The sequence below is a fragment of the Vibrio sp. 1402 genome (assembly GCF_033340275.1).
On record NZ_JAWOWE010000015.1, the window covers coordinates 71,311 to 81,567 of the forward strand.

The window sequence follows — 10,257 nt, forward strand, 5'->3', positions numbered from 1 at the left end:
CTCTGCCCTCTAAAAGTTCGTATAATTGGGAATAATAACCCCTAGTATGGCTTAAACCAGCAGAGTGCCAACTTCAAACCAAGCCGCACGCGAATTCAGAATATCCTGAACTGACATGGCTTTTTTGCCAGGAACTTGCAGTTGCTCTAGCACCAGTACGCCGTTGCCTGTCGCAACATAAATACCGGTTTTATCTGCTTGCACGATGGTGCCGGCTGGCTTGTCACTGGTTTGCTCTGCCACACGGCTTTGCCATACTTTGATGCTGTTTTCTGCCGCCTCAAAGTGGCTCATTGGCCATGGGTTAAATGCACGAACGCAGCGCTCAATGTGCGCCGCATCGTCGTTCCAGTTGATGCGTGCTTCTTCTTTGCTGAGTTTTTTCGCATAGTTCGCTAGCTCATCGTCTTGCTTCACTGGCACTGCTTTACCCGCAGCAATGTCTGCTAGGCAGTCAATCAGGGCTTCTGGACCAAGCTCAGCCAATTTTTCGTACATTGAAGCGCTGGTATCTGTCGCTTCGATTGGCAGAGTTGCAATCTTCAGCATATCACCAGTGTCGAGACCGATGTCCATCTGCATGATGGTTACGCCAGTTTCTGCATCGCCCGCCCAAATAGAGCGTTGGATTGGAGCCGCACCACGCCAACGAGGTAGGATAGAACCATGTACGTTGATACAACCCAGTTTAGGGGTATCAAGAACCGCTTGTGGCAGCAGCATACCGTACGCCACGACAACCATGAGGTCGGCGTTCAGATCGGCAAGTTCTTGTTTCGCTTCGTCGGACTTAAAGCTTTCAGGTTGGTAAACCGGGATATTGTGTTCTAGCGCCAGTTGTTTTACCGGTGGCGCAGCCAATTTTTTGCCACGACCCGCTGGACGATCTGGGTTTGTGTAAACCGCGATGACTTCATGCTCCGAAGACAACAACGCCGCCAAGTGACGGGCGGCGAAATCCGGAGTACCTGCAAAGACAATTCGTAAAGACTGACTCAAGGTAGACTTCCTTCTAATTGGTATGGTTCGAGATTAAGCGTTTTGCTGCTTCTCGTTAAAGCGTTTGATTTTCGCTAGCTTGTCCTGAATGCGTTTGCGTTTCAGTGGCGATAGGTAATCCACGAACAGCTTACCTTGTAGGTGATCAAGCTCGTGTTGAACACAAATCGCTAGCAGGTCGTCGGCTTCAAAGGTGAACTCTTTGCCATCACGATCCAGTGCTTTAACGGTAACTTCTGCAGCGCGAGGCACAAGTGCGCGCGCACCTGGTACCGACAGACAGCCTTCTTCGATGCCATCTTCGCCACGCTTTTCCAGAATCTCAGGGTTGATTAGCACCATCGGCTCATCGCGAGTTTCTGAAATATCAATCACTACGATACGTTTGTGGATATCAACCTGCGTTGCAGCAAGGCCAATACCTTCTTCGTCGTACATGGTTTCAATCATGTCATCGACGATTTTTTGAATCTCAGGGGTCACCGCTTCAACAGGCTTTGCGACTGTGCGCAGGCGATCATCCGGGAATGTTAATACTTGTAATACAGACATATTCACTCGAAATATTGAACTGTGCCGAAACAGCACAAACCTTGTTGGCTCAATTCTAGACATTTTATAGCCTAAATGACAGCATCCTTGCACCAATTTCCATTCTGGTTCCTGCTTAATAGACCAAGGACGAGGGTCATGAATCGAATTTTCCGCAACGTTGCCAGTGTTACGTTGCCGCTACTTTTCTCTTTCAACGCTGTAGCAAATGTGGATGCGAACCCACTGACTGTTAAAGATGATGCGCCACAAACGTATGTAGTCGTGAAGGGCGATACGCTATGGGATATTTCGGCCATGTACTTAGATAGCCCGTGGTTGTGGCCTCGTTTATGGCAAGTAAACCCGGAAATCGATAACCCTCATTTAATTTATCCCGGAGACAAGCTGTCTTTGGTGTGGATTAACGGTCAGCCCGTGTTGAGCCTAAAACCGGTTAAGAAGCTGAGCCCGAAAGCTCGCATCACAGAAAAGAAAGCCGTACCAACCGTTGCGGAAGGTTTGGTGATGCCTTACCTTCAATCGGATCGGTTGCTAGATAAAGATTCGTTGAACAGAGCAGCAAAAGTGATGGGTAGCAGCAAAGGCAGTAAGTATCTGACTGCAGAAGATGTGCTGTATATCAATGGCAATCAGACCGCGACAGGTTGGGCTATTTACCGACCAGTAGCTACCTTTTCGCGTGACGATGTGTCCGAAGAGATTACCGCGCTGCGTTTGATTGCCAAAGGCGAGCTCGTTGAAGCTTCGAGTGATTATTCAGGTTTGAAGCTTACATCGCAAATGCAAGAAATCCTACGTAACGATATCGCGTTGCCAAATCAATCGGTTGAGAATACTGACTTCACGACTACGTTCTATCCGCTGCCGTCGCCACAAGGCAGTTCTGCAAAGTTGCTAGGTAATATCGAAGGCATTCGCTTTAGTTCAACTAACCAAGTCGTGGTGATTGATAAAGGCACGTCAGACAATCTGAAGCAAGGCAGTGTGTTTGATTTAAAAGAAGACGCGCACCCAGTTTACAAAGACGGCGATGAGTTCAAGAAAGAGTTTGGCGTGCTTGATAAGAAAATTACTTTGCCTCAAAGCAAAGTTGGTGAGTTGCTGGTCATTCGTCCTTATGAGTACTTTAGCTTGGCACTGATCACTAACAGTACTAAACCCATTAACCAAGATATTTCGGTGGTGTCACCGTTGGCGGACGAATTAACCATCGATGAATCGACGAAATAACGATGATCTCGCTGCCTGGTTAAAACTGAGTTGTTTACCAGGCATTGGCGGCGTCAAAATGAATAAGCTACTGGCAAGAGACACGCCACGTAACATCGTAAACTTCTCTCCTGAACAGCTACAACAACTTGGGTTAACAACTAAGCAAATTCAAGCTTGGGCTTCAACAGATAAAGAAGTCGATGCTTGTTTAAGCTGGCTTGAGGCTTCTACAAATCATCATATCCTGACACTGACTGACCCGCGTTATCCACCTCAACTCAAACAAATCGTTGCACCGCCACCTCTACTTTTTGTTCAAGGAAACCCTACTTGTCTCTCTCAGCCACAAATCGCGATGGTTGGCAGTCGAAATGCGAGTATTGATGGATTACAGCATGCACGTCAGTTTGCTGCAGAGTTTGTTCAGCACGATTTTATTGTCACCAGTGGTCTCGCTTTAGGCATTGATGGTCATGCGCATGATGGTGCGTTGCAAGCCGGTGGTAAGACGATTGCGGTGCTAGGATCTGGTTTAGCAAATATTTATCCAGCACGTCATCGTAGTTTAGCGCAACGTGTTATTGAACACGGGGCTTTGGTGTCTGAGTTTCGGCCTAATGCCAAGCCGCGCCCAGAAAACTTCCCGCGTCGTAATCGTATTATTAGTGGATTATCGCTTGGTGTACTGGTCGTCGAGGCGGCGAAAAAGAGCGGCTCGTTAATTACAGCTCGTTACGCGCTTGAGCAAGGTCGAGAAGTATTTGCGCTGCCAGCGTCAATCAATGCCCCCAATGCCTGCGGTGGAAACCAGTTGATACGTCATGGCGCTTGCCTCGTAGAAAAGACGAAAGATGTCTTAGATGAAATACAGTCCTTGCTTGATTGGTCTATTAATCAGAGTACCGATTTATTTTCTACGTTAAATGATGAAGAAGAATTGCCATTTCCTCAGCTGTTAGCTAACGTAGGAAGTGAAGCTACACCGGTTGATATTCTTGCAAACAGGACCAATATACCTGTCCAAGAAGTCATGATGCAGCTCTTAGAGTTAGAACTCTCTGGGCATGTCGTTGCGGTTTCAGGTGGCTATATTCGAAAGGGGAGGGGCTAGCTATGATGATGGATATACTGATGTATCTATTCGAAACCTACATCCATAGCGATGCAGAGTTACAGGTCGAACAAGACGAGTTGGAAGAAGAGTTGCTTCGTGCAGGCTTCCAACAAAAAGATATCTACAAAGCCCTTGTCTGGTTAGAAGAGCTTGCCGCATTGCAGCAAAGTGACACCTCTTCTGCAATCTCGACTTGCATGGCTTCGTCATCAACTCGTATCTACACAGCGAAAGAGACGCAGCGTTTAGATTTGGAATGCCGAGGATTTCTATTGTTTCTCGAGCAAATCAATGTGTTAACCACAGAAACTCGCGAAATGGTGATTGACCGAGTGATGGGATTAGAAACGAGTGAGTTTGAGCTTGAAGACCTCAAATGGATCATTCTGATGGTGCTGTTTAATGTGCCTGGCAACGAAAACGCTTACACGCTAATGGAAGAGCTGTTGTACACCAAGGAACAAGGGATTCTTCACTAACCATCTGGGCAAGTTCGAGTTTAGCTAGAATAAACGCGAGTTTGTCTTTTTGTGTGTTTTTCACGAAACGGTAAGTATGAGTAGTAAAATCGACAACACCCTTTTCTCTGCCCATGAACACGCTTTGGAACACGAGCCGTGTCCAAAATGTGGTGGTGAGCTGACTCTCAAGCACGGAAAACATGGCCCATTTCTCGGCTGTAACCATTACCCAAGCTGTGATTACATTAAACCGCTACACAGCAATGATGGGCACATCGTGAAAGAGTTGGGTGTGCCTTGTCCTGAGTGTGGCAATGAGTTGGTTCTCCGCCAAGGGCGCTACGGTATGTTCGTTGGTTGTAGCCATTACCCGGCTTGTCATCATATTGAGTCGATTAATCAACCTGAGCCAGAAAAGCAGTCGCAAGAGCACCACGCGTGTCCTGAATGCGGTAAAGGTCATTTAGTTGAACGTAAGACGCGTTTTGGTAAAACTTTCTACGCATGTGATAACTACCCTAAATGCAAATTTGCAGTGAATCTCCCTCCGGTAAAGGGGAGGTGCGAAGAATGTGGTTTTACGTTGTTGGTGGAGAAGAAACTCGCCAGTGGTGTGAAATTGCAATGTGCCAACCGTAAGTGCCAGCACACTCAACAAGGGTAAATACATCAAAGGAATTAAAAAGGGTCGCATCGTGCGACCCTTTGTGGTTTTTGGGGCTAGATTTTAGCGTTGTGCTTGTTTCGCAAACTCGTGCACGGCTGGGAATGTCATTGGATCTAAGACCTTCGCGAGAGCGCACAACCTACGGTGCAACTCTCCTGGGTAGTCACCGCATACGTTGATGTGACCCATTTTGCGCCCTTCGCGCTTCTCTTTGCCGTACCAATGGATGTGACAACCATCCATGGCGAGCAGCGTTTCTGGCAACGTATCTTCACCAAGAATATTCACCATTGAGGTTTCACGAACCAATTTCGTACTACCTAATGGTAAGCCGCATACTGCGCGCAGATGGTTTTCAAACTGACACGTTTCTGCACCTTGCTGTGTCCAGTGACCAGAGTTGTGCACGCGTGGAGCAATCTCATTCACTAAAAGTGCCCCATCGACATCAAAGAACTCAAGCGCTAATACGCCAACGTAATCTAGGCTATCTGCGACAGCCGTGAACATTTGCTTTGCTTGTTCCTGTAACTCTGGCGCATCAATCGCAGTAGAAAGACTCAATACACCGTTGGTGTGAACATTCTCTGCCAGAGGGTACACTTCCACATTTCCATCTTTGCTTCGAGCACCAACTAGTGATACTTCGCGGTTAAAAGGAACAAACTCTTCAGCAACAATCGCTTGAGTTGGTGTTGCCGCGATGCACTCTGCCATCTCAGTCCAAATGTCGTCGACTTGAGAAGCTTCTTTTAAGCGCCATTGGCCTTTACCATCGTAGCCACCCAATGCACTTTTCAGAACCATTGGCATACCAACGTGTTCAATTGCGCGCTCAAAGTCTTCACGAGTTTCAATGACGTAGTATTTCGCGTTGCGCACGCCAGCATCATCAAGCAGTGCTTTTTCAATACGGCGATCACCACCTGCTTTGATGGCTTGCGTACTTGGTAGGAACTTGCCGCTCGCTTCGCAAACCTTTAGCACGTCATGTGGAATATGCTCGAACTCGGCAGTAATCACATCAACTTGCGTAATCGCATTTTCCAAGCCATGGCCAAGTACCTGTTGAGTTAAAGGGTGAACGACATCACCGCTGCTGACATCGTAAGCTGAAATTTGAATATTCAGTGGCGCACCAGCCAGAGACATCATACGAGCCAACTGACCCGCACCAAGAACCAGTACATGCATCTGATTAATCCTCTGCAGGGTTTGGATTTGCGAGAACTGTTTCCGTTTGCTCATTACGGAATGCTTCTACCTTCGCCATGATGTTTTCATCATGAGTGCCTAGGATTTGCGCTGCTAGGATACCGGCGTTTGCTGCGCCCGCTTCGCCAATCGCCAATGTACCAACCGCAACTCCCTTTGGCATCTGTACAATAGAGAGCAGTGAATCCATACCTTTCAGTGCACGAGACTGAACGGGAACCCCAAGCACTGGCAAACTAGTAAACGCCGCCGCCATACCTGGTAGGTGGGCTGCACCACCTGCGCCTGCGATGATAACTTTGATGCCGCGTTCTTTTGCGCCACTAGCGTAGTCAGCCAGTAATTGAGGAGTTCGGTGTGCTGACACGACTTTTGTTTCGTAAGGCACGCCAAATTGATCTAGCATGTCCGCTGCTAGTTTCATGGTTGGCCAATCGGATTTAGAACCCATGATGATACCGACTTTCATCTCAAACTCCTTTAAGCTGCAAAAAATTAGGTGAGCTATAAATTTGTGCGCATTATACGGGGATTTTTATCTCAAGCAAACGTTTGCGTCTTGTTGTTGGCGCTATTGATACATTTTATAAAAAAATTGCTTTAGTGTCTGAGAGTGAATATTTGTACACTTAGTGAAAACAACACAGTCAAACAAATAGGAAGTAATCGGTGGATAACTTTGAACAAGTGCTCAACGCACTCAAGCAAGGCGAAGTGATTGCCTATCCAACAGAAGGGGTTTTTGGTGTCGGATGTGATCCAGATAACCCAGAAGCAATTCAAAAGCTATTAGAGCTCAAGCAGCGTCCGGTAGAAAAAGGGCTGATTCTAATCGCGGCAAGTTATGATCAGCTTTTGCCTTATATTGATGAATCTCAGTTGACTGAAGAACAATTACAGACTGTTCATGCCACTTGGCCAGGCCCATACACTTGGATCATGCCAGCGAGCGATAAAGTATCCAACTGGGTTTCAGGGCAGTTTGATTCAATTGCGGTTCGTGTGACTGATCATCCTTTGGTGCAAAAAATGTGTAATGCATTCGGAAAGCCGTTAACCTCTACCAGCGCGAATCTCTCCAGCTTACCACCGTGTATGACCACGGAAGAAGTCGAAGAGCAGTTGGGTGATAAGCTGGTCGCCATTCTTCGTGGCGAGACCAGCGGTCGTGATAAACCCAGCGAGATTCGTGACGCCAAAACTTCACAAATATTAAGACAGGGTTAACCCTGCTAGCCAGCCATCATTAGGTTTCACGTAATAGGTAATAACGTATGTCAGCGATCGATAAGCACGCCGTAAAGCAGTTCTTGATGTCACTTCAGGACTCCATTTGTCAGCAGTTAGAACAAGAAGATGGAAAGGCCGTCTTTGTCGAAGATGCATGGCAACGTGAAAAAGGAGAGCGTCTGGGTGGCGGTGGTCGCTCACGTGTTTTGCGTGATGGCCTTGTTTTCGAGCAGGGAGGCGTGAACTTCTCGCATGTGGAAGGGAAAGAAATGCCAGCATCTGCGACAGCGCATCGCCCAGAGCTAGCGGGTCGTCGTTTTGAAGCGATGGGTGTTTCTTTGGTTATTCACCCTAAAAACCCTTATGTACCGACTTCACACGCCAATGTCCGCTTCTTTATTGCAGAAAAAGATGGCGAAGACCCAATTTGGTGGTTTGGTGGTGGTTTTGACCTAACGCCGTTCTATCCATTTGAAGAAGATTGCCAATCATGGCACGACACTGCAAAACTGCTTTGTGCGCCATTTGGTGACGATGTTTACCAAGAGCATAAAGCATGGTGTGACAAATACTTCTTCCTACCACATCGTAATGAAACTCGCGGTGTTGGCGGTTTGTTCTTTGATGATCTAAACCAGTGGGAATTTGATAAGTGTTTTGCTTACATCAAAGCAGTGGGTGAAGGCTATTGCCAGGCTTACTTGCCGATCGTTTCTCGTCGTAAAGAGTTCAAGTATGGTGAGCGTGAGCGTGAATTCCAACTATATCGTCGCGGCCGTTACGTAGAGTTCAACTTAGTGTATGACCGTGGCACCTTATTTGGTTTACAAAGTGGTGGGCGTACTGAGTCGATTCTGATGTCAATGCCGCCGCTCGCTCGCTGGGAGTACTGCTACGAGCCAGAAGCGGGATCGCCAGAAGCTGAACTTTACGAGCGATACCTAACGCCCCGAGAGTGGTAAGCACGGAATCTCCTTTTCTATATAGATAGATAGTGATAGGGTCATCTGTAATCAGGTGGCCCTGTTTTCTCTATATCTAAGTAAGGAACAAAGGTAAGGAAATGACCCAGCAAATCGATCGCTATGCCGTGTTTGGTAATCCTATCGGACACAGTAAGTCGCCATTCATTCACACCTTGTTTGCTCGTCAAACTAATCAATCTTTGGTGTATACCGCAGAAAGTGCACCTGTTGATGGTTTTATTGACGCGGCGAAGGTGTTTTTTGCTGAAGGTGGCAAGGGGTGCAACATCACTATGCCATTTAAAGAAGATGCTTATCAATTTGCTAGTCGATTGACAGAACGGGCTCAGTTAGCAGGCGCGGTAAATACCCTCAAGAAGTTAGACGATGGTGAAATCATCGGTGACAACACTGATGGTGCAGGTTTAGTGCAAGATCTGCTTCAGCATCAGGTTGTATTGGAAGGTGCGCGAATCCTAATTATTGGTGCTGGTGGTGCAGCTCGTGGTGTTATTAAGCCACTACTCGATCAAAAGCCGACCTCTTTAACCATTACCAACCGTACCTTTAGTAAAGCACAAGAGCTCGCAGAGCTGTTTGTCTCTCACGGTCCTATCCTCGCCAAAGAGATGGCAAGTATTGATGAAGAGTATGATGTCATCATTAACTCCACATCCGCTTCTCTTAGTGGTGAACTGCCGACTATTTCATCCTCCATCTTTGCCGCTAACAGTACAAGCTATGACATGATTTATGGCAAAGGGGTGACGAGCTTTAACTTATGGGCAAAAGATAATGGCGCCGCTCATGCGTATGATGGTCTTGGAATGTTAGTTGGGCAGGCTGCGGAAAGCTTTATGCTCTGGCGTGGCTTACGTCCTGGTGCCAAACAAATTCTCAGAGAACTAAGAAAGAACCTTGAAGGTCAATAAGCGATGAATCAATCCATCTTATTCCCAGATATTCAATCATGGGATGAAGTATCACAATCGGTAAACTTTTCGGCGCAACAATCAGGCGCACTAATAGAGTGCTTTGTGACGAAACAAAAGTTAGAAAAGCTCAGTGGTTCACTGATTGAAACTGAGCAAGCGGCAATTAAAGTGTTTACTGATTACCGATTCGACCTAGAAGAAATGGCTGAAGAGCTAATAGAAGATGAAGCCTTCAACGAAGAAGGCCATATCATCATCGGTTAACAGGGCTTTAGTTCAAGTCTTTTACTTCATTTAAGTAGTCGTTTTTGTTTTGCACATAGTTGTTGGCAGACTTTTGCAAGAAAGCTCGTTCTTTTTCTGATAGAGGGCGAGCTTGTTTTACTGGGCTTCCAACATATAAGTAGCCACTTTCTAATACTTTCCCAGGTGGCACTAAACTGCCTGCTCCGATCATCACCTCTGACTCAATTACAACAGCATCTAAAACAATAGCTCCCATACCAACCAAAACACGATCGTGGATCTGACAACCGTGCAGCATCACTTTGTGGCCAATCGTAACGTCATTACCAATAATCAATGGGTAGCCGTTTGGGTTTTCAGCGTTCTTATGGGTGACATGCAAAACACTGCCATCTTGAATATTCGTTCGATCACCAATGTGAATGTGGTTTACATCGCCTCGCGCTGCTACCAATGGCCAAATGCTAGAATCATCGCCAATTCGGATATCACCGACTAAAACAGAGGTTGGGTCAACGTAAACACGCTCACCAAGTTCAGGCTTTATACCTTTGTAGCTTCTCATTGAGCTCATCTTTTTTCCTTATTCAGGGCGATTACAGGGTGTATGGAGGTAGAATAGTAGTGAAAACTCGCCTTTTAGAATAAAAAACACCCA

13 protein-coding genes are annotated in these 10,257 nt (G+C 46.6%); 8 read left to right on the forward strand and 5 right to left on the reverse strand.

Going from position 1 to position 10,257, the window contains the following annotated elements; translation table 11 throughout:
* Positions 1-51: 51 nt before the first annotated feature.
* Positions 52-999, reverse strand: coding sequence for a methionyl-tRNA formyltransferase (fmt, locus tag R7044_RS21080; RefSeq protein ID WP_005461453.1), 948 nt, complete (start codon positions 997-999; stop codon positions 52-54).
* A 33-nt stretch (positions 1,000-1,032) separates the two neighbouring features.
* On the reverse strand, positions 1,033-1,551 hold the full coding sequence (gene def, locus R7044_RS21085; RefSeq protein ID WP_005379068.1) for a peptide deformylase: 519 nt from the start codon (positions 1,549-1,551) through the stop codon (positions 1,033-1,035).
* A 138-nt stretch (positions 1,552-1,689) separates the two neighbouring features.
* On the opposite strand from def, the gene R7044_RS21090 reads away from it, so the two are divergent.
* The 4 genes from R7044_RS21090 to R7044_RS21105 all read left to right on the forward strand — a co-directional run bounded on the left by R7044_RS21090 (position 1,690) and on the right by R7044_RS21105 (position 5,005).
* Positions 1,690-2,784, forward strand: a complete 1,095-nt coding sequence (locus tag R7044_RS21090) for a LysM peptidoglycan-binding domain-containing protein (protein ID WP_033906576.1) — start codon at positions 1,690-1,692, stop codon at positions 2,782-2,784.
* Positions 2,768-3,877: a DNA-processing protein DprA gene (gene dprA, locus R7044_RS21095; RefSeq protein ID WP_017821579.1), complete on the forward strand. Its 1,110-nt coding sequence runs from the start codon at positions 2,768-2,770 to the stop codon at positions 3,875-3,877. Before R7044_RS21090 ends, dprA begins: the two co-directional genes overlap by 17 nt.
* Positions 3,878-3,879: 2 nt before the next feature.
* Positions 3,880-4,359, forward strand: a complete 480-nt coding sequence (locus R7044_RS21100) for a DUF494 family protein (protein WP_033906575.1) — start codon at positions 3,880-3,882, stop codon at positions 4,357-4,359.
* Positions 4,360-4,435: 76 nt separating this feature from the next.
* On the forward strand, positions 4,436-5,005 hold the full coding sequence (locus R7044_RS21105; protein ID WP_033906574.1) for a type I DNA topoisomerase: 570 nt from the start codon (positions 4,436-4,438) through the stop codon (positions 5,003-5,005).
* Between the two features lie 63 nt (positions 5,006-5,068).
* Here the strand turns inward: R7044_RS21105 and R7044_RS21110 are convergent, their stop codons facing one another.
* Entirely contained in the window at positions 5,069-6,202 is a 1,134-nt protein-coding gene (locus R7044_RS21110; RefSeq protein ID WP_033906573.1) for a 5-(carboxyamino)imidazole ribonucleotide synthase, read from the reverse strand.
* Positions 6,203-6,206: 4 nt separating this feature from the next.
* Positions 6,207-6,692 carry a 5-(carboxyamino)imidazole ribonucleotide mutase gene (purE, locus tag R7044_RS21115; protein WP_033906572.1) on the reverse strand — a complete coding sequence of 162 codons (486 nt, stop codon included), beginning with the start codon at positions 6,690-6,692 and terminating at the stop codon, positions 6,207-6,209.
* A gap of 200 nt (positions 6,693-6,892) precedes the next feature.
* Between purE and R7044_RS21120 the strand changes: the two genes are divergently transcribed.
* From R7044_RS21120 to R7044_RS21135, 4 genes are all read left to right on the forward strand, one after another.
* Positions 6,893-7,450: an L-threonylcarbamoyladenylate synthase gene (locus R7044_RS21120; protein ID WP_033906571.1), complete on the forward strand. Its 558-nt coding sequence runs from the start codon at positions 6,893-6,895 to the stop codon at positions 7,448-7,450.
* 47 nt (positions 7,451-7,497) lie between these two features.
* A complete protein-coding gene (gene hemF / locus R7044_RS21125; RefSeq protein WP_033906570.1) occupies positions 7,498-8,415 on the forward strand; it encodes an oxygen-dependent coproporphyrinogen oxidase in 918 nt (305 codons plus the stop codon).
* Between the two features lie 101 nt (positions 8,416-8,516).
* On the forward strand, positions 8,517-9,350 hold the full coding sequence (gene aroE, locus R7044_RS21130) for a shikimate dehydrogenase (protein ID WP_033906569.1): 834 nt from the start codon (positions 8,517-8,519) through the stop codon (positions 9,348-9,350).
* Between the two features lie 3 nt (positions 9,351-9,353).
* Positions 9,354-9,617: a DUF1488 domain-containing protein gene (locus R7044_RS21135; RefSeq protein WP_005379090.1), complete on the forward strand. Its 264-nt coding sequence runs from the start codon at positions 9,354-9,356 to the stop codon at positions 9,615-9,617.
* Between the two features lie 7 nt (positions 9,618-9,624).
* Here the strand turns inward: R7044_RS21135 and R7044_RS21140 are convergent, their stop codons facing one another.
* Complete coding sequence (locus R7044_RS21140; protein WP_033906568.1) at positions 9,625-10,173, reverse strand: gamma carbonic anhydrase family protein; 549 nt, start codon at positions 10,171-10,173, stop codon at positions 9,625-9,627.
* Between the last annotated feature and the right edge of the window lie 84 nt (positions 10,174-10,257).

What these genes read in the sequence shown, in the direction of transcription:
- R7044_RS21110 (WP_033906573.1), bottom strand. Translation starts at nt 6,202, where the DNA reads ATGCATGTACTGGTTCTTGGTGCGGGTCAGTTGGCTCGTATGATGTCT.
- R7044_RS21090 (WP_033906576.1), top strand. Translation starts at nt 1,690, where the DNA reads ATGAATCGAATTTTCCGCAACGTTGCCAGTGTTACGTTGCCGCTACTT.
- R7044_RS21100 (WP_033906575.1), top strand. Translation starts at nt 3,880, where the DNA reads ATGATGATGGATATACTGATGTATCTATTCGAAACCTACATCCATAGC.
- dprA (WP_017821579.1), top strand. Translation starts at nt 2,768, where the DNA reads ATGAATCGACGAAATAACGATGATCTCGCTGCCTGGTTAAAACTGAGT.
- purE (WP_033906572.1), bottom strand. Translation starts at nt 6,692, where the DNA reads ATGAAAGTCGGTATCATCATGGGTTCTAAATCCGATTGGCCAACCATG.
- def (WP_005379068.1), bottom strand. Translation starts at nt 1,551, where the DNA reads ATGTCTGTATTACAAGTATTAACATTCCCGGATGATCGCCTGCGCACA.
- hemF (WP_033906570.1), top strand. Translation starts at nt 7,498, where the DNA reads ATGTCAGCGATCGATAAGCACGCCGTAAAGCAGTTCTTGATGTCACTT.
- aroE (WP_033906569.1), top strand. Translation starts at nt 8,517, where the DNA reads ATGACCCAGCAAATCGATCGCTATGCCGTGTTTGGTAATCCTATCGGA.
- R7044_RS21105 (WP_033906574.1), top strand. Translation starts at nt 4,436, where the DNA reads ATGAGTAGTAAAATCGACAACACCCTTTTCTCTGCCCATGAACACGCT.
- R7044_RS21140 (WP_033906568.1), bottom strand. Translation starts at nt 10,173, where the DNA reads ATGAGCTCAATGAGAAGCTACAAAGGTATAAAGCCTGAACTTGGTGAG.
- R7044_RS21135 (WP_005379090.1), top strand. Translation starts at nt 9,354, where the DNA reads ATGAATCAATCCATCTTATTCCCAGATATTCAATCATGGGATGAAGTA.